The 18,928-nt window shown below is 68.2% G+C and carries 12 protein-coding genes; 7 read left to right on the plus strand and 5 right to left on the minus strand.

The features are described 5' to 3' along the window. Positions 1-14: 14 nt before the first annotated feature. Complete coding sequence (gene acs / locus PK98_RS02815; RefSeq protein ID WP_039094122.1) at positions 15-1,964, minus strand: acetate--CoA ligase; 1,950 nt, start codon at positions 1,962-1,964, stop codon at positions 15-17. Between the two features lie 187 nt (positions 1,965-2,151). Between acs and PK98_RS02820 the strand changes: the two genes are divergently transcribed. The 4 genes from PK98_RS02820 to PK98_RS02830 all read left to right on the plus strand — a co-directional run bounded on the left by PK98_RS02820 (position 2,152) and on the right by PK98_RS02830 (position 8,414). Beyond that, positions 2,152-5,088: a TonB-dependent receptor plug domain-containing protein gene (locus tag PK98_RS02820; protein WP_039094124.1), complete on the plus strand. Its 2,937-nt coding sequence runs from the start codon at positions 2,152-2,154 to the stop codon at positions 5,086-5,088. 58 nt (positions 5,089-5,146) lie between these two features. Then, the gene (locus tag PK98_RS02825) at positions 5,147-5,623 is read left to right on the plus strand and encodes an RrF2 family transcriptional regulator (RefSeq protein ID WP_052207954.1); all 477 of its coding nucleotides are present in this window, start codon (positions 5,147-5,149) and stop codon (positions 5,621-5,623) included. A gap of 66 nt (positions 5,624-5,689) precedes the next feature. Beyond that, positions 5,690-5,854, plus strand: a complete 165-nt coding sequence (locus PK98_RS16210) for a YezD family protein (protein ID WP_081996009.1) — start codon at positions 5,690-5,692, stop codon at positions 5,852-5,854. 79 nt (positions 5,855-5,933) lie between these two features. Beyond that, the gene (locus tag PK98_RS02830; RefSeq protein WP_039094126.1) at positions 5,934-8,414 is read left to right on the plus strand and encodes a TonB-dependent receptor; all 2,481 of its coding nucleotides are present in this window, start codon (positions 5,934-5,936) and stop codon (positions 8,412-8,414) included. Between the two features lie 58 nt (positions 8,415-8,472). Here the strand turns inward: PK98_RS02830 and PK98_RS02835 are convergent, their stop codons facing one another. The 4 genes from PK98_RS02835 to PK98_RS02850 are packed head-to-tail and all read right to left on the minus strand — an operon-like array spanning position 8,473 to position 16,468. Beyond that, a complete protein-coding gene (locus PK98_RS02835) occupies positions 8,473-9,399 on the minus strand; it encodes a transglutaminase family protein (protein ID WP_052207956.1) in 927 nt (308 codons plus the stop codon). Further along, positions 9,396-11,894 carry a circularly permuted type 2 ATP-grasp protein gene (locus PK98_RS02840; protein WP_081996010.1) on the minus strand — a complete coding sequence of 833 codons (2,499 nt, stop codon included), beginning with the start codon at positions 11,892-11,894 and terminating at the stop codon, positions 9,396-9,398. Before PK98_RS02840 ends, PK98_RS02835 begins: the two co-directional genes overlap by 4 nt. A gap of 39 nt (positions 11,895-11,933) precedes the next feature. Continuing rightward, positions 11,934-13,028, minus strand: a complete 1,095-nt coding sequence (locus PK98_RS02845; RefSeq protein WP_039094128.1) for an acyltransferase family protein — start codon at positions 13,026-13,028, stop codon at positions 11,934-11,936. Between the two features lie 56 nt (positions 13,029-13,084). Then, positions 13,085-16,468 (minus strand): transglutaminase family protein, encoded by a 3,384-nt coding sequence (locus PK98_RS02850; RefSeq protein WP_039094130.1) that lies wholly within the window; start codon positions 16,466-16,468, stop codon positions 13,085-13,087. 341 nt (positions 16,469-16,809) lie between these two features. Between PK98_RS02850 and rpsM the strand changes: the two genes are divergently transcribed. The 3 genes from rpsM (at position 16,810) to PK98_RS02865 (ending at position 18,823) form a co-directional block, all read left to right on the plus strand. Then, the gene (gene rpsM, locus PK98_RS02855; protein ID WP_039094132.1) at positions 16,810-17,178 is read left to right on the plus strand and encodes a 30S ribosomal protein S13; all 369 of its coding nucleotides are present in this window, start codon (positions 16,810-16,812) and stop codon (positions 17,176-17,178) included. Positions 17,179-17,256: 78 nt separating this feature from the next. Next, on the plus strand, positions 17,257-17,646 hold the full coding sequence (rpsK, locus tag PK98_RS02860; protein WP_039094134.1) for a 30S ribosomal protein S11: 390 nt from the start codon (positions 17,257-17,259) through the stop codon (positions 17,644-17,646). A gap of 115 nt (positions 17,647-17,761) precedes the next feature. Next, positions 17,762-18,823 carry a DNA-directed RNA polymerase subunit alpha gene (locus tag PK98_RS02865; protein ID WP_039094136.1) on the plus strand — a complete coding sequence of 354 codons (1,062 nt, stop codon included), beginning with the start codon at positions 17,762-17,764 and terminating at the stop codon, positions 18,821-18,823. Positions 18,824-18,928 lie beyond the last annotated feature (105 nt).

Below are 18,928 nucleotides of genomic sequence, written 5' to 3' on the forward strand. Positions count from 1 at the left end.
TGCCGCGCACATCCTCAGCGGTTCTGCCGCCCGTCGATCAGGGTTTCCACGATCGAGGGATCCGCCAGCGTGCTGGTATCGCCCAGCGACCCGAAGTCGTTCTCCGCGATCTTGCGCAGGATGCGACGCATGATCTTGCCCGAGCGGGTCTTGGGCAGACCCGGCGTGAAATGCACGAAGTCGGGCGTCGCGATAGGGCCGATCTCCTGCCGGACATGCGCGCGCAGCTCCGCTGCGAGACCTTCGCCCGGCTCCTCCCCCACATTCAGCGTGACATAGCAGTAGATGCCCTGACCCTTGATGTCGTGCGGCGCGCCGACCACTGCCGCCTCCGCCACCCTGGGGTGCAGCACCAGCGCGCTTTCCACCTCCGCTGTGCCCAGCCGGTGGCCGGACACGTTGATCACGTCATCCACCCGGCCGGTGATCCAGTAGTATCCGTCCTCGTCCCGCCGGCAGCCATCGCCGGTGAAGTACTTGCCGGGATAGGTGCTGAAATAGGTCTGCACGAAGCGTTCGTGATCGCCATAGATCGTGGTCGCCTGGCCGGGCCAGCTGCGGCTGATGCACAGATTGCCTTCCGTTGCGCCGTCCAGCACCTGCCCATCGCCATCCACCAGTTGCGGGCATACGCCGAAGAACGGCCGTCCTGCGCTGCCCGGCTTCATCGGGTGCGCGCCAGGCAGGGTAGTGATCATGATCCCGCCGGTCTCCGTCTGCCACCAGGTATCGACGATCGGGACTGCGCCCTTGCCGACGACCTGATGATACCAGCGCCATGCCTCCGGATTTATCGGCTCGCCCACCGATCCCAGCAGGCGCAGGCTGGACAGGTCGTGCTTCGTCACATGGCCATCGCCTTCGCGCATCAGGGAGCGGATGGCGGTCGGCGCGCTGTAGAAGATGTTGACCTTGTGCTTGGCCACCACCTGCCAGAACCGGTCGTGATCGGGGTGGTTGGGCACCCCTTCGAACATCAGCGCCGTGGCCCCGTTCTGCAGCGGGCCATAGACGATGTAGCTGTGTCCGGTGACCCAGCCGATGTCGGCCGTGCACCAGTAGATTTCGCCCGGGCGGTAATCGAACACGTAGCGGAAGGTCGTTTCCGTCCAGACGGCATAGCCGCCGGTCGTGTGCAGCACGCCCTTCGGCTTGCCGGTGGAGCCGGAGGTGTAGAGGATGAATAGCGGGTCGTCCGCCGCCATCGGCTCGCACGGGCAATCCTCGGCCACGCCTTGCGACGCCTCGTGGTACCAGTGGTCGCGCCCTGCCACCATGGTCACGTCCACGCCGGTATGGCGCACCACCAAGACCGCCTTGGCCGCCACCTTCTGCAGGGCGGCATCGACATGCGCCTTCAGCGGTACCGGCTTGGCCCCGCGCACGGCACCATCGGCACAGATGATCCAGTCGCTGGCGCAATCCTCCACCCGGCCGGCGATCGCGTCGGGGCTGAAGCCGCCGAACACCACCGAATGCACCGCACCGATACGGGCGCAGGCCAGCATGGCGAAGGCTGCCTCCGGGATCATCGGCATGGTGATGGTGACCCGGTCGCCACGCGCCACGCCCAGCTGCTTCAGCGTGTTGGCCATGCGGATGACCTCGCGCTGGAGCCCGGCATAGGTGATGCGGCGGACCTCGCCCGCCGGGTCGTCGGGTTCGAAGATCAGCGCGATCGTCTCGCCCCGGCCGGCGGCGACATGGCGGTCCACCGCATTGTGGCACAGGTTCAGCGTGCCGCCGGTGAACCAGCGGATCGCCACCGGGTCGAAGCTCCAGTCCGCGATCGTCTCCGGCGGCGTGATCCACTCCAGCCGCGCGGCCTGCTCGTCCCAGAACGCGTCCGGCTCCTCGATGGAACGGCGATACATCGCCTCGTAGGTGTCTGCGTCGCACAGCGTGTGCTCGCGCGCCTGCAGCGGCGGTTCGATCCACCGCTCCGCGATTGTCGCGTCTGCCATCGCTCTTCCTTCTTCCAGCTTGCGACCTGTGCCGGTCGGTTTGTCTCATCCCGCCTTTGTTAATGCACAGCCCTTGCGCGCAGTGCCAGCCTCTTCGCACCGGACCGGCTGCCGAAACTGCGCTTGATCAATCCTGCTGCCGCTCTATCCGGGCCGCCGCACACGGGTCCGGAACGGAAACATACCAATGACATCGCATCGGCTGCTTGCGGCGACCTGCCTGCCGGCCATGGCGCTCGCCACCGCCCCGGCCATCGCGCAGGAGGCGGATGCACCGATCGTCGTGACCGGCACGCTGATCGCGGGCCCGGGTGACGGTGCGGCGCCGGTGCAGGTGTTCCGGGCGGACGACCTGGCCGCCCAGGGATCGCCGACCCTGCTGGACCTGACCCGGCTGCTGCCCGCCTCCAGCGGCGTGCTGGGGGACTCCGCGCAGTTCGACGGGCGCAGCCAGTTTGCGGAAGGCAGCGCGTCCATCAATCTGCGCGGGCTGGGGCCGCAGCGCACGCTGGTGCTGCTGAACGGACGCCGCCTGGCGCAGAGCGGATCGGGCAACATCCCCTTTGTGGACGTGAACCTGCTGCCGGTCGATGCGCTGGACCGGATCGAGATCCTGACCGACGGCGGCGCCACCACCTACGGCTCCGACGCGATTGGCGGTGTAGTCAATTTCATCACCCGCACAAACCAGAACGGCTTCACCGCTTCGGCCGCGCACCGGCTGATCGACGGATCGAAGGGTGACAGCAATGCGGCGCTAGGCTGGGGCGGACGGATCGGTCCGGTGCGCGCCTTCCTGTCGGCCGGCTACCAGCACCGCAGCGAACTGATGGCGAGTGACCGACGGGCCGTGCTGCGCCCTTACGCCGAGAACCCGCAAGGCGGCTGGACCGGCGGCGGCAATCCCGGCAATTTCGACTGGGATGGCCCGCTGAACGGGACCAGCTTCACCGCGGACGAGGGTTGCGAAGGGCTGGGCGGTTATCGCTCGCCCATCAGCGGCGGCGACCTGTGCTTCACCAACTTCCTGGGTTTCACCAACATCGTGGAGCCGGAGGACCGCTACCAGCTGTTCGCCGACCTTGCCGTGGACCTCGGCCCATCGGCGGAGTTGCGCGTCACCGGCCTGTACGGTCGGCTGGAAACCACGCTGGCGACCTCGCCCTCCTTCCTGCCGACCGTGGCGCCATCGGGCAATGCGGCGTTCGGCGGGGGCGGGCTGTTCGTGATCCCGGCCTACGCACCCGCCTTGCAGGATTACTGCGCCCGCTTCGGCGCGGCGGCGGGCTGTGCGCCGGGGCAGCCAGCCCTGGCTTTTCCCGTCCGCTTCCGCCCGCTGCTGGCCGGCGGCAATCCGCTGTATGACAATGCCCGCAACACCGCCAAGCAGCCGCGTGATGCCGACATGTACCAGGCGAGCGCGGAGCTGGGCTGGCAGCTGGCGGGCGCCCTGCGCCTGACCGCCAGCGCGACCTACAGCGAGTATGACCGGCACTTCGCGGTCGGTGACAGCTTCGTGGACCTGCTGCAGAATGCGCTGGCGGGTTTCGGCGGGCCTGACTGCGCCTATGCCCGCCCGGCCAGCCGCGCCGGGCTGAATGCCACGCAACTGGCGGCACTGGCCGGCACCGGTGGCTGCACCTTTTTCAACCCGTTCTCCACCGCAGTTTCCGCGAACGCGATCACCGGCGCGGTCAACCCGAACTTCGGCGGCGCGGCGCTGGCCAACGATCTGGCGACGGTCGACCACATCTACGACCTGTCGTGGCGGGTTGCCAATACCCGCGCCTGGGTGGCCGATCTGGTACTGGCGGGCGGCACCGGGGTGGAGCTGCCGGGCGGGGAAGCGGAGTTTGCCGTTGGCGGGCAGTACCGGCGCGACCGTTACGAACGTCGCTACACCGGGGCGAACAGCCTGGACCTGTTTCCGTGCCCCGGCTCCGTGCTGGATCCGGCCGCCACCTGCGCGGTGGAGACCGGCGCGCTCGGCTTCATCGGCTCGAACCGCAACGTCGCCGCGGCGGACGCGGTTTGGGCCGGCTTTGCAGAGGCCCGTCTGCCGCTGCTGCCCGGCCTGCTGGTGCAGCTGTCCGCCAGATATGAAAGCTATGGCGGGGGCAACACGTTCGACCCGCAGGCACGCATCCGGTGGGAACTGGCGGACGGGATCGCCTTGCGCGCCGGAGTCGGCTCCACCTTCCGTGCCGCCCCACCGCAAAGCCGGCTGGTCGATCAGGTCGTGCTCACGCTGATCGGCAGCGCATTGCGCGCCGTGGATGTGCGCGGCGATCCCGGACTGGCGCCCGAACGTGCCACCACCTGGAACGCCGGGGTGGACGTGGCGCAAGGCGGCTTCACCGCCGCACTCGATTACTGGCGCTACGACTTCGCCGGCGCGATCGAGGCGGAGCCCGTGGGGGCGATCACGGGCGCCCTGTTCGGCGCCAGCGGCACAGCCAACTGCGGCAACCCGGCCTTTGCCGCCCTGCAGGCGCGCTTCACCTTTTCCGGCGGCAGCTGCGGCATCGGCAATGTGCAGCGCCTGTCCACGCGCTTGTTCAATACCGGCGGGATCGACACCAGCGGCGTCGATGCCCGCGTCGCCTATGCCTTCGAACCCGCCGCCGGGTTGCGGCTGGAGGGCGGACTGAACGCCACCTACACCATCGAATACCAGGTCGATGACCTGCTGGTAGAAGGGATCATCGTACAGCCTGCCTTCGACGCGGCCGGCACGCTGAACTTCCAGACCACCGCCTATCCGCTGCCGGACCTGAAGGGCTTCGCCTGGTTGCAGGGCGAGAGTGGCGGGCACCTGCTCCGGCTGCAGCTCAACCACATCGCCGGTTATGACGATGCGCGGGGGGCTGCCATCTTCGGCCCCAGCGCCGCGCTTGGCGGGCAGAGCGTGCCGGCGGGCCGGCATATCGGCAGCTTCACGACGCTGGATGCGACCTGGCGCTGGACCCTGCCGCTGCGGGACGGGGGCACCACCTTGTCGCTGGCGCTGGTCAACCTGGCCGACGAGCAGCCACCGCTGGCACGGATCGACCAGAACTTCGATCCGTTCACCCACAATGCGCTGGGCCGCACGCTGAAGCTGGGTGTGGCGCAGGCGTTCTGAGGCCCGCGACGTGCCACCTTGCCGTTCGCGCTCCGTCCGGGCATGAAGGTAGCGACCTATGCTGTCCCAGAAGACCCGCTACGCGATCCGCGCCATGCAGCACCTGGCCGATCGGCATGGGCAGGGACCGGTGCAACTGGCGGAGATCGCCGCGGCGCAGAACATCCCGGTCAAGTTCCTCACCACCATCCTGTCCGAACTGGCACGCTACGGCATGGTCGGCAGCAAGCGGGGCAAGGTCGGCGGATACTGGCTGGCGATCCCGCCGGTGGACATCACCTATGGCGACCTGATCCGCCTCATGCGCGGCTCGCTGGCGCTGGTCCCGTGTGCCAGCCGCTTCGCGCATGAGAAATGCAGTCATTGCCTGGCCGAAGGCGATTGCCGCACGCGGACGCTGATGCTGCAGGTGCGCGACCAGACCGCCTCCATCCTGGACGGCATCCGCCTGTCCGACCGGATCGATCCGCTGCCGCCCTTTGCAGATGACGAGGCTCCTCCCGCCGCACCAAAGCTGCACTTGGGCGACGAATAGCTGAAGCCTATTGTCTACCAAGTGAGTTGAGTTACAAACCGGCCCCATCGAAGCAGGAGCAATTCGATGGCTACACGATCAGACCCTCTCGCCTCCGGGCAGCAGGACGACGCTCTTTCCACGGTATCGGAGGCGCTGGGCCGCCTGCGTTATGGCGTGATCCAGCTGACCGTCCATGACGGCAAGCTGATGCAGATCGACGTGACCGAACGGCGCCGTTTCGCCGGCTGAGCCGGTACGCCCCTTCAATCCCTTCACTGATGAGACCGGGTTTCCGGGTGCATCATCTCCACCTTTCGAAAGCGAGGCCATGCATTCCAAGATGATTGCGCCGCTGCTGGCGGCGGCGAGCCTGCTGGCGTTCACACCCGGCACGGCCGTCGCCCAGGCGCAGCCACAGAGCCCCGCCCAGGCAGGCGATCCCGGATGGGAAAGCGGGGAAGCGCCCCCTTCCGTCGGCACGGGCGCCCGCGATGCGGAGCAGCCGGCGATCTTCGTGACCGCGCGCCGGCGGCAGGAAACCGCGCAGCAGGTGCCGCTGGCGATCAGCGTCGTGGATGCGGACAAGATCGACAATACCGGCGCGTTCAACGTCGGCCGGCTGCAGCAGCTGGTGCCGTCGCTCACCTTCTACAGCTCCAACCCACGCAACTCGGCGGTGAACATCCGCGGGATCGGCGTACCCTTCGGTCTCACCAATGATGGCTTCGACCAGGGCGTCGGCATCTATGTCGACGACGTCTATTACAACCGCGTCGCCTCCGCCACGTTCGACTTCCTGGACGTCGCCCAGATCGAGGTGCTGCGCGGGCCCCAAGGCACGCTGTACGGCAAGAACACCACCGCCGGCGCGGTGAACATCACCACCCGCCAGCCCACCTTCGACTTCGAGGCGCGGGCGGAGGCGTCGGTCGGCAATTACGGCTTCGCGCAGGGCAAGACCAGCATCTCCGGCCCGATCACCGACACCATCGCTGCCCGCGTCGCCTTCTCCGGCACCGGCCGCCGTGGCACGATCCGCAATGTCGCCACGAACGAATGGATCAACGAACAGGACAATTTCGGCATCCGCGGGCAGATCCTGTGGGAGCCGGCCGACAGCGTGGATGTGACCCTGACGGCCGACTACAGCACGCAGGATCCGGCCTGCTGCGGCACCGTGTTCGTCCGCACCGGCGCCACCCAGCGCGCGCTGAACCGGCAATATGCGGCGCTGGCTGCGGCGCAGAACTACCAGGTGCCCGATACCGATGCCTTTGCGCGGCGGACTGACATCGACGCCAACCTCAATGCCGGCAACACCATCGCCGGCGCCTCCGCCCGGGTCCGCTGGGACACCGGCTGGGGCGAGCTGACCAGCATCACCGCCTGGCGGTACTGGGACTGGCTGCCGGAGAACGATCGCGATTTCACCGGCCTGCCGATCACCAGCATCTCGCAAAATCCCAGCCAGCAGAACCAGTGGACGCAGGAGTTCCGCTTCAATCACGATGGCGACCGCGTCGACTTCCTGGTGGGTGCCTTCGGCTTCTACCAGGAGGTGCGGACCCAGGGCCTGCAGGCGCAGGGTCGGGCAGCCAGCGCCTGGCTGCTGGCGCCAACCAGCGCCTTGTCGCGCGATCCGTCCGTGCTGGACGGGCTGACGGCGCGCAACGACATCCGGCTCGACAACCTCTCGCTCGCCCTGTTCGGCCAGCTGAGCTTCGACATCACCGACAGCCTCAGCATCCAGCCAGGCGTGCGGCTGAACTATGACCGCAAGGATGGCCTGTACAATTCGGTGGTGACCAATGGCACGGGCCAGTTGGTGACCTTCGCCAGCACCGATCCGCGCATCGTGGCGCAGCGCGGCGTGCTGGCGCCGCAGTTCTTCGAACCGCAGTTCGATGACTGGAATGTCAGCTACGACGTGACCTTGGCTTATGAGATCACGCCCGACATCAACAGCTACGCCACCTATGCCCGCACCTTCAAGCCGGGCGGCATCAACCTGAACGGCGTGCCCAACGATGCGGCCGGCAATCCGGTGCTGGAGGTGGGCACGGTCGATCCGGAACGGGTCAGCCATTACGAGGTAGGCCTGAAAAGCCAGTTCCTGGATGGCAGTGCCACGGTCAACCTGGCGGCCTTCCGCACGGACATCCGCGACTATCAGGCGCAGGTGGTGAACGGGCAGACCGGCGTGCTGCGCGGCTACCTCGCCAATGCGGAGGCGGTGCGCACGCAGGGGATCGAGCTGGATGCATCGCTGCGTCCGTCCGCGCGGTTCAACACCTATGTCAGCGGCGCGTTCACCGATGCGACCTATCGCTCCTTCGCCGATGCGCCGTGCCCGCCCGAACTGTCGGGCGGCACCACGGTCGGCGCCGGGCAGACGGCATCGCCGGCCGGCACGCCCGGCGGGCTCAGCCCGGCGAACTGCGACATTTCCGGCCAGCGCCTGCCCGGCGTGTCGCGCTGGGCGGTATCCTTCGGGGCGGAGGGCAACGTGCCCGTCACGCTGGCGGGCCGGGATGGCCAGCTCTACCTGGGATACGACGGCAGCTATCGCTCGCGCTTCTCGTCCAACCCCACGCCGTCGGCCTATACCTGGATCGACGAGTTCCAGCTGCACAATCTGCGCGCCGGCTTCCGCACCGATGCGGGCATCAATGCCTTCCTGTGGGTCCGCAACCTGGCGGACGAGGACTATTTCGAGCAGTTGCAGGTGCCGTCCGGCAATACCGGGCTGATCGTCGGCAACCCCGGCGATCCGCGCACCTGGGGCTTCACCGTTCAGTCGCAGTTCTGACCGTGGGTGACGCGGGGCCGAACCGGTACCCGCGTCCTTTCGGGCGATCTGCGATTGTTCAGCCGGTGCGACGGGCGGAGGCGGAAGCAGGCGGTGCGATCTCTGCCATCGTCTCGTCCACCGGCACCACATCCACGCGGAAATCGGTGGTCTGCTTGCCACCGCCCACGAACACGCCATTCACCGGCGTCACGTCGGCATAGTCGCGGCCCATGCCCAGCACGATGTGGTCCTCCCGTGCCAGGCTGTCATTGGTCGGATCGATGCCGATCCACCCGGCACCAGGCCCGCACCACACCGCGGCCCAGGCATGCATCGCATCCGCGCCGACCAGCCGCGCCCGGCCCGCCGGCGGCAGGGTGCGCAGGTAGCCGCTGACATAACCCGCCGGGATGCCATGCATTCGCAGTGCCACGATCATCACATGCGCGAAATCCTGACACACCCCGGCCTTTGCGGCGAAGGCCTCGGCCGGCAGCGTGCGGGAGGTGGTGGTGCCGGGGGCATAGGCGAATTCGCGATGGATGCGCATGGCCAGCGCACGCGCGGCCTCCAGCACCGGGGTGTCGGGCAGCAGGTCGGGCGCAGCCCAGGCACCGATCGCCTCGTCCGGCGGGGTCATGCTGGCACCGTAGAGATAGGCGGCAGGCGCGAGCGGGCCGAGCGTACGGGCTTCGCTCGCCATTTGTCGCAACTCGGCCACTGGCGGCGTGATGTCGGGCACCGGCAACGGGGACAGCTCGGCCGTGAATTCCGTCACGATCCGCAGCGATGACAGCCGCCCGCTATAGCGCAGGGTGGTGACGTGGCTCAGATAAGGGCCGGGTCCTTCCGTCCGCTCCGTCGGCGGCACGTCCAGCTCCATCGTGAAATCGCGCACCACCTGCCCGGGCCAGGTCACGGGGCGCAGGCGCAGGTTCAGCCGGGCATCGGTGACCCCTGTGCGGTACTGCAGCCGCGAATCCTGCCGGACGCGATATCTCACCCCAGCAGCGCCTCCGTGCCTCGCCGCCGCAGCACGTCCTGCTGCAGGAAGAACCGCCGGGCGATCGTGTCCGACAGGCCGCCCAGGCTGTCGACCAGCTCGTCGATCACCCGCGGGGTCACATGTTCCGCCTCCAGCGCCTCGATCCGGGCGTGCAGCTGGCGCGCCATCCGCAGCGGCGGATCGGCCCGGCCGGAATGGCGCAGCTGCGGCAAGGCCTCCATGTGCTGCACCAGCCGCCGGGTCTGGAAGATCGCGCCACGCGGCTGTTCCGGGTCCAGCAGCACCACATCGATCACCGGGGCGGCGAAGGGGCGGGTCATGTAGCGGCTGATATACAGCGCCTCCGCATCGGCCAGGTCCAGCAGCGCCCCCAGATCGTCGGCGCTGGGCTCCGCCGGCACCAGCACGTTGACCGCCTGGCAGATCAGCGATGCGCGTTCCAGGCACAGGCCCACATCCAGGAACCGCCAGGCATCCGCCCGGCTCAGCGTGTCGGCGATCAGCCGCTGCACCGCCGCGCCCCGCTCGATCGCCGCCTCCGCCGCCGCGATCAGCGATTCCGCATTGCCCGGCACAAGCGGTGCATGCGGCCGGCTGATCGCCCGCCAGCTGTCGCGGCTCAGCCGGTCGCGCAGCAGCAGCGCCAGTGACCGCATCCGCTCTTCCAGCGACGCGACGGAGCTGCCGGCACCCGTGTCGCCCAGCGCGGCGGCGGCGATGTCCAGCGCAGGCCCATAGGTGGAGGACACCGCGCCCCAGCGATACAGCAGCTGCGACAGGCGCTGCACCGTGCCGCTTGCGCCCGGGTCGGCCTGCAGGTCGCCGGCGCATTGCAGCAGGGTGCGTGCCGCGCGGGCGACCTGTTGGCACCGTTCGGCGTAGCGGCCGAACCAGAACAGATTGTCCGCCGCCTGGCTGGGCAGCAGGCCGGCGCCACGACGGATAGCGGGCGCCTCCTCCGGCACCGACAGGGTCAGCCGGGGGAAGGGCTGGTCGCCTGCCGTCGCCACAGGATCGACAATGCACACATCGGCGGACAGGTCGCCTTCGCCCATCAGCCAGGTGCGCAGCTCGCCGCTCTGCGAGATGCGGCCAAGGCCGCCCGGCAGCACGGTCCAGGCGCCGCTGGCATTGCGCGCCAGGAAGGCGCGCAGGGTAAAGCCGCGCGGCTCCAGCCGGTTGCCGACCAGGCAGGGCGTGGTGCTGACCCGGATGATCTCCTGCGCGGTATAATCCATCGCCCGCCGCCCCATCGCCTCGCGCAGCCGCACGCGCTCCTCCGCGGTCAGGCTGCTGCCCTGGCGGGTGGCGCCATCGGGCAGCAGCGCGACAGGCGTCCGGAACGATGATGACAGCACCAGGTCGTCCAGATGCTCCAGCACATGATCCCGCTCCGCCGGGCCGCCGCACCACCAGGTCGCGGCATTGGGCAGCAGCAGCGGCTCGCCCCGCAACTCGCGGCACAGGCGCGGGATGAAGGCGGACATGGCGCGCGATTCCACCACGCCGCCGCCCATCCAGTTGGCCACTGACAGCTGCCCGCTCTCGCAGGCGGACAGCAGGCCCGGCACGCCGATGCGGCTGCGCGTGTCGAAGTTCAGCGGATCGATCGAATGGGTGTTGATCCAGCGCCAAAGCGCGTCGATCCGCTTCAGGCCGGCGATGGTGCGCACGAACAGGCGTCCGTCACGTACCACCAGGTCGCGCCCTTCCACCAGCGAGAACCCCAGATGCCGCGCCAGATAGGCCTGCTCGGGGTAGGACTGGTTGAAGCGCCCCGCCGTCAGCAGCGCGACCCGCGGCTCGCTCCGCTGGCAGTCGGCGGCGATACCGGCCCGCAATGCGGCGAAGAAGTCGCTCTGCCGCCGTGCGCCCATCTCCGACAGTGCACCGCCGGTTGCGCGGCTGATCGCCAGCCGGTTCTCCAGCGCGTAACCGATCCCGATGGCGAAGCGCACGCGATCGGCCAGCACCCGCCATTCGCCGGTGGGGCCCCGCGCCAGATCGACCGCGAGCACCTGCAGGTGATGCCGCGGCGGGTTCAGCCCGACCATGCGCCGGGCGAAATGCGGCGATCCGGACACCATGGCAGCGGGCAGATGCCCTTCGCGCACCAGCCGCTGCGGGCCGTAGATGTCGGCGACGATCGTCTCCAGCAGCTCCGCCCGCTGCACCAGCCCCGCCGCGATCCCCCGCCATTCGGAGGCGCCGATCACGATCGGCACGGGGCCCAGCGGCCATGACCGTTCCTGCTCGTCCCCCGTCAGCCGGAAGGCGATGCCCAGTTCCGCCACATGCCGGTCGATCTGCGCCTGTACCGGCCCCAGCTGCCCGCCACCCTGCCGCGACAGTGCGGCCACGAAGCCGCGCCAGGCATCGGCGATCGCCGGGCTGGAAGCGCTGAACAGATCGCCCTCTGCATCGCCGCCATACCAGGCAAGCGGGTCAGCCGCGGGATCGGCACCGAACAGGTCGGCGCCCAGACTGGCCATGATGCAGGGATCCTTCCTCGAACAGGTTGCGGATCGGCCTCATACAGCCTGCAGGCCCGGTGCAACACCCCGTGGCGCCACATAGGGGAAATGGGTGCGCCATTGCAGCAGCGGCTGTTCCAGGTACCGCCACGACAGGGCAGCCGCCACGATCGTCACCCCGCCGCACAGCAGCAAAGTGGTCCAGCCGGGCGCGGCCTCGTCCGCGTCCAGCAGGGTGTTGGCGATGTAGATATGGTACAGGTAGATGCCGTAGGACCGACGACCCAGCCACACGATCAACCGGTTGCCCAGCAGCGGCGTGGCCACGCCGCGCGGCCCATGCCGTGCGAACAGGATCAGCCCGGCAAAGGCAAGGCACGTCAGCGGGCCGTTCAGCCCTTTGACGGCCAGTGCCGGCAGGATCGCGCCCAGGCCGACCGAAAGCATCAGCCCGATGACGATCAGCGCCAGCACCGGCACGATCCACCACCGGCCCAGCCGCCCGCGCGCCTCGACCCAGGCCAGCAGGGCCCCGGCACCCAGAGCGTCCAGCTGCCCCATCAGCAGCAGGCCAAGGCCGGGTTCGCGCGCATGGTGCGCCTCGCTCAGCGCCAGGTTCCAGGCGACCGCCCCCGCGATCAGCCCGGCACACAGCAGGCCCGCCATGTGCGGATTGCGCCTTCTTAGGGCGAACAGCAGCGTCACGGGCCACAGCAGATAGAACTGCTCCTCCACGGCGAGCGACCACAGATGGCCGGTGATGACCGGCTCCCACTCGCCCTGCAGCGCCAGAAGGATGTTGGTGGTGAAGGTCAGGTGCCACCAGGCGGTGTCGCGGATGGCATAGGCATCCAGCGCCAGCGCGATCCCCAGCGCCAGGTAGTATGGCGGGAAGATCCGCAGCACCCGCCGGGTCCAGAACGCCTGCAGGATCTGCCCGGTGCTGGCGCCGCGCGCATGGGCGGACAGCAGGATGTGCGTGATCAGATATCCGCTGATGCAGAAGAACAGCCGCACCCCGGCACCCGTCAGCGGGAACTCCAGCCAGTACAGATGACCGATCAGCACGCAGGTGACAGCCAGCGCCCGCAGCCCGTCGATCTCAGGGCTGTAGGCGATGCCCGTCGGGCCGGCGGCAGTGCTGTCCGTCATTCACGGCACTGTCGCCCCGATCGGCCCAGGCGGGCAATGCTCCGTCCGCTGACAAACTATCCACCGGATCGCGGGGCAGGGCGGCGCAGGTCCAGCGTCATCGGGAACTCGCCACCGGCCTCTCCCGCGGGAATGTCGATCCGCCCTGGCGTATGCCCGTGATCCAGGAACCGCGCCTTGCGCCGGCTTTCGGCCTCGTAGTCGTTGACCGGCACGTCGTCGTAGGCGCGGCCGCCCGGATGGGCCACGTGATACACGCAGCCACCCAGCGATCGGCCGTTCCAGCTGTCCAGCACGTCGAAGGTCAGCGGCGGGTCCGCCTTCAGCAGCGGGTGCATGCAGGAATGCGGCGCCCACGCCTTGTACCGGATGCCACCCACCGCCTCGCCCGGGCGGCCGGTGGGATGCAGCGGCACGCGCCGGCCGTTGCAGGCGATCACATGCCGCCCCGGCACCAGCCCCTTGGCCCGCACCTGCAACCGCTCCGTGGAGCTGTCGACATAGCGCACCGTGCCGCCGATCGCGCCGGTCTCGCCCAGCACGTTCCACGGCTCCAGTGCGTGGGAGATCTCCAGCTCCACGCCGCCGGCCTCCACCGTGCCATGCACGGGGAAGCGGAACTGGCGCTGCGCCTCGAACCAGCTGGGATCGAAGTCGTAACCGGCATGGCGCAGGTCGCCCAGCACCTCCAGGAAATCCGCCCAGCAGAAATGCGGCAGCAGGAACCGGTCGTGCAACGCCGTGCCCCAGCGGACCAGGTCGCCATCCTGCGGCTCGCGCCAGAACCAGGCGAACAGCGCGCGCAGCAGCAATTGCTGCGCCACGCTCATCTTCGCGTCCGGCGGCATCTCGAAGGCGCGGAACTCCACCAGGCCCAGCCGCCCGGTGGGGCCGTCAGGGGAATACAGCTTGTCGATACAGATCTCGGTCCGGTGCGTGTTGCCCGTGACGTCCACCAGCATGTTGCGGAACAGCAGGTCGACCACCCAGGGGAAGCCTTGCGGTGCATCCATGCCCGGCACCTGCGCCAGCGCGACCTCCAGCTCGTACAGGCTGTCATGCCGCGCCTCGTCGATCCGCGGCGCCTGGCTGGTCGGGCCGATGAACAGGCCGGAAAACAGGTAGGACAGCGACGGATGCCGCTGCCAGTAGAGCACGAAGCTCTTCAGCATGTCCGGCCGGCGGATGAACGCGCTGTCGGGGAAGGTCGCCCCGCCCAGCACGATGTGGTTGCCGCCGCCGGTGCCGACGGACCGGCCGTCGACCATGAACTTGTCCGCCGTCAGCCCGCATTCGCGCGCTGCATCGTACAGCTGCGTGGTGATGTCCGTCACCTCGGCGAAACTGGCGGCCGGGTGGATGTTGACCTCGATCACGCCCGGATCGGGCGTCACCTTCAGCACGTTGATGCGCGGATCGGGCGGCGGGGGGTAGCCTTCGATCCGCACCGCCACACCCATCGCCCGCGCTGTCGCCTCGATGGTGGCGACCAGCTCCAGGAAGTCCGCCATCTCCTCCACCGGGGGCACGAACACCGACAGGTAGGACCCGTGCGCCTCCACCGTCATGGCGGTACGGACGGCGCCTTCGATGATCCGCTGCTCGACCACATCCTGCCGGTTGCCGTCCGGCCCCTCGACCCGCTCCATCCGCTGCGACGCGGCCCGTTCCCGGTCGTCGGCGCCGGTCTGCGGCTCCTGCGCACGGTAATCGGCCAGCGGTGCGGCGGCATCGGTGGTGACGCGCGGATGGATGTACGGGTAATCGGACTTGCCCACATGCGGCAGGCTGCCCAGCGGCAGGCGGTATCCCAGGCTGGCATCGCCCGGCACCGCGAACAGCGCATCGCGCCGCACGCTCCACTGCTCGCTCTTCCACTTGCTGGTCTTCGCCGGTTCCGCCTGCCAGCGCTGGATCGGCAACACATAGCCGACCGGCTGGCTCAGGCCCCGGCTGAAGGTGCGGACGATACGCGCGCGCTCCTCCGGATCGTCGACCTTGGGGTCGGCGGTGGTGACGTTCACCGGCAGCTCGCCCTCCCGCTCGATCCAGCGGACCGGGTCTTCGTAGACCGGGCGGACGTAATCGTCGGCCAGGCCCAGCCCGGCGGCGGTCCGGTCCAGGAAGGCCTGCGCATCGGCCGGACCCAGGCGCCCGGTCTCGACCTCGTTGTCGCCGGTCAGCTCGCTGCTGCCGGCTACCGCGATCAGCCCTTCATCCTCCCACAGGGGGGTGCCGTCCTTGCGCCAGTACAGGGAGAATCCCCAGCGCGGCAGGCTCTCGCCCGGATACCACTTGCCCTGGCCATGATGCAGCAGCGCGCCGGGCGCGAAGCGGCGGCGCAGGTTGCGGATCAGCCTGTCGGCATACAGTGCCTTGGTCGGGCCGACCGCCTCGCCGTTCCATTCGGCGGCCTCGGGATCGTCGGCGGCGACAAAGGTCGGCTCCCCGCCCATGGTCAGCCGGCAGTCGCCCGCCTCCAGGTCGGCATCCACCTTCGCGCCCAGGTCCAGCAGCGCCTGCCAGCGCCCGTCGGTGAACGGCTTGGTGATACGCACCGCCTCGTGCACTCGGTCCACCCGCATGGCGAACTCGAAATCGGTCCGCGCCGCATCCAGCAGCGCGCCCGATATCGGCGCGGCGGAACGGTAATGCGGCGTGGCGGCCAGCGGGATGTGCCCTTCGCCCGCGAACAGCCCGCTGGTGGGATCGAGCCCGATCCAGCCGGCGCCCGGTACGTAGACCTCCGCCCAGGCATGCAGGTCGGTGAAATCCTCCTCCGTTCCGCGCGGGCCGTCCACCGCCACTACGTCGGGCTTCATCTGGATCAGGTAGCCGGACACGAACCGGGCCGCATACCCCAGCCGGCGCAGCACATTGACCAGCAGCCAGCCGGAATCACGGCAGCTGCCGGTCGTCAGCTGCAGCGTCTCGTCCGGGGTCTGCACCCCCGCTTCCATCCGCACGGTGTAGCCGACCCGCTCCTGCACGCCGCGGTTCAGCGCCACCAGGAAGTCGATCGTACGGCCCTGCCAGTGGGCGAACTCGGCTACCAGCGCCTCGAACAGCGGACCGCTGCCCTCGCTGCCGAAATAGGCTGACAGCTCCTCGCGCAGTTCCCCGTCATAGGTGAAGGGCACTGCGGCGGCACTGTCCTCCACGAAGAAGTCGAACGGGTTGATGACTGCCAGATCCGCCAGCAGGTCGACCTGGATCGACATGTGGGTGACGGGTTCAGGAAAGATCACCCGCGCCAGCCAGTTGCCGTGCGGGTCCTGCTGCCAGTTCAGGAAGTGGTTCGCCGGTTCGATCTTCAGCGAATAGTTCGGCACGGCCGTGCGGGTGTGCGGGGCGGGACGCAGGCGGATAACCTGCGGTCCGAGGCGGACGGGCCGGTCGTAGCGATACGACGTGGCATGGTGCAGTGCAGCGCGGATCACACCCCGTTCTACCCGACCCGTGCGCGGGTGCAACAGCGCCGTCATGTTCACCCCGTCTTTGACGGCACCGGCCAGGCACGCTACTGGAAGGGGAGGGATCAACCCGCGGATCGCAGGCGCCATGCTTGTGACGACCGGCCGTGTTTAGCCGGTTGACGATGCTCCCGAATCGCCGTAAGGGCGCTCTCCATTCGCTTTACCGGGGACGAACAAACCGACAGGGCCGCAGCGTTGATGCGCGCCGGTCGGTTCATTTTCGTTTGTGGCAGGGTGAATGTAACCGCGATGAGATAGGGCACCTGCCGGCCGGCTTGCGCCCTGTGGAGCATGGAGAACGAATTTTGGCTCGTATTGCCGGGGTGAACATCCCCACCAACAAGCGCGTGATCATCGCGCTGACCTACATCCATGGTATCGGCCCTGCGACGGCGAAGGAAATCGCCGCCAAGTTGGGCATTGACGAGGCCCGCCGCGTGCAGGACCTGTCGGATGCCGAAGTCCTGCAGATCCGCGAGGCGATCGACGCCGAATACACCGTGGAAGGCGATCTGCGTCGCAACACCGCGATGAACATCAAGCGCCTGATGGACCTGGCCTGCTATCGCGGCCTGCGTCACCGCAAGGGCCTGCCCGTCCGTGGCCAGCGCACCCACACCAATGCCCGCACCCGCAAGGGCAAGGCGAAGCCGATCGCCGGCAAGAAGAAGTAAGCCGCTGCCGGCCTGCCTCCCCGATCGGGACGGCCGGGCCGCGCGCATTCTTGACGAGACAGGACAGGATACCCAAATATGGCACGCGAACCTCAGCGCATTCGTCGGCGGGAGCGCAAGAACATCTCTTCTGGCGTCGCACACGTGAACGCCAGCTTCAACAATACCATGATCACCATCACCGATGCCCAGGGCAATGCCATCAGCTGGTCCTCGGCCGGTGCGATGGGCTTCAAGGGCAGCCGCAAGTCGACTCCCTATGCGGCTCAGGTCGCGGCGGACGATGCCGGCAAGAAGGCTGCCGAACACGGCGTCCGCACGCTGGAAGTCGAGATCAAGGGTCCGGGTTCGGGCCGCGAAAGCGCCCTGCGCGCGCTGCAGGCGGTGGGTTTCACCATCACCTCCATCCGCGACGTTACCCCGATCCCGCATAACGGTGTGCGCCCGTCCAAGCGTCGCCGCGTCTGATCGTGTCGCCCGGCAGGCCATCCGCAGGCCGCCGGGCGAACCTTTTGCACGGCCGCGACGCTCCAAAGGCGTCCGCGGCCGTTGCCGCCAGCACCAGACCATTTAGGGGAAGTCCATGTCCGTCAATGTGAAGAACTGGCAGGAACTGAAGAAGCCCAACAGCCTCGACATCAAGGCAACTGGCGATGCCAAGCGCCGCGCCACCTTCGTGGCCGAGCCGCTGGAGCGGGGCTTCGGCCTCACGCTCGGCAACGCGCTGCGCCGCGTGCTCCTGTCCAGCCTTCAGGGCGCCGCGATCACCGCCATCCGCATCGAAAACGTGCTGCACGAGTTCTCGTCGCTCGCCGGCGTGCGCGAGGACGTGACCGACATCGTCCTCAACGTGAAGCAGATCGCCCTGCGCATGGAAGGTGAAGGCCCCAAGCGCCTGCAGCTGTCCGCCACCGGCCCGGCCGAGGTGAAGGCCGGCGACATTGCCGTCAGCGGCGACATCGAGGTGATGAACAAGGATCTGGTGATCTGCCATCTGGACGAAGGCGCGACGCTCAACATGGAGCTGACCGCCGACGTGGGCAAGGGCTACGTCCCCGCCGTGCAGAACCGCCCGGTCGATGCACCGATCGGCCTGATCCCGGTCGATTCGCTGTACTCGCCGATCCGCCAGGTCAGCTACAAGATCGACAATGCCCGCGTCGGGCAGGAACTCGATTATGACAAGCTGAACCTGACGGTCGAGACCGACGGCACCGTGACCCCGGAAGATGCCGTGGCCTATGCTGCGCGCATCCTGCAGGACCAGCTGCAGCTGTTCGTCCACTTCGAGGACGGCATGCCGCAGGCTTCTGCCCCGATGGCGGGCGGCGGCATGGTTGCTCCGACCGAAGAAAGCGACACCAACCAGCTCAACCGTTATCTCCTGAAGAAGGTGGACGAGCTGGAACTGTCAGTCCGTTCGGCCAACTGCCTGAAGAACGACAACATCATCTACATCGGCGATCTGGTGCAGAAGACCGAGGCGGAGATGCTGCGGACGCCGAACTTCGGCCGCAAGTCGCTGAACGAGATCAAGGAAGTACTGTCCGGCATGGGCCTGCGCCTGGGCATGGACATCCCCGGCTGGCCGCCCGAGAACATCGAGGAAATGGCCAAGAAGCTGGAGCAGGAACTGCTGGGCTAATCCAGGTCCGGAGTTCGCAGCCGCCAGCCGTCACGTTATCTACTTCCCTGACGGCTGGTCGGCAGCACAAGACTTGAAGAGATGGGCACAGGTTCGGAGCCCTCA

The organism is Croceibacterium mercuriale, assembly GCF_000802385.1.
Lineage (GTDB): Bacteria > Pseudomonadota > Alphaproteobacteria > Sphingomonadales > Sphingomonadaceae > Croceibacterium > Croceibacterium mercuriale.

Bases quoted from the DNA above. Each gene is read 5' to 3' on its own strand.
- acs (WP_039094122.1), bottom strand. From the start codon at position 1,964: ATGGCAGACGCGACAATCGCGGAGCGGTGGATCGAACCGCCGCTGCAG.
- PK98_RS02820 (WP_039094124.1), top strand. From the start codon at position 2,152: ATGACATCGCATCGGCTGCTTGCGGCGACCTGCCTGCCGGCCATGGCG.
- PK98_RS02825 (WP_052207954.1), top strand. From the start codon at position 5,147: ATGCTGTCCCAGAAGACCCGCTACGCGATCCGCGCCATGCAGCACCTG.
- PK98_RS16210 (WP_081996009.1), top strand. From the start codon at position 5,690: ATGGCTACACGATCAGACCCTCTCGCCTCCGGGCAGCAGGACGACGCT.
- PK98_RS02830 (WP_039094126.1), top strand. From the start codon at position 5,934: ATGCATTCCAAGATGATTGCGCCGCTGCTGGCGGCGGCGAGCCTGCTG.
- PK98_RS02840 (WP_081996010.1), bottom strand. From the start codon at position 11,894: ATGGCCAGTCTGGGCGCCGACCTGTTCGGTGCCGATCCCGCGGCTGAC.
- PK98_RS02845 (WP_039094128.1), bottom strand. From the start codon at position 13,028: ATGACGGACAGCACTGCCGCCGGCCCGACGGGCATCGCCTACAGCCCT.
- rpsK (WP_039094134.1), top strand. From the start codon at position 17,257: ATGGCACGCGAACCTCAGCGCATTCGTCGGCGGGAGCGCAAGAACATC.
- PK98_RS02865 (WP_039094136.1), top strand. From the start codon at position 17,762: ATGTCCGTCAATGTGAAGAACTGGCAGGAACTGAAGAAGCCCAACAGC.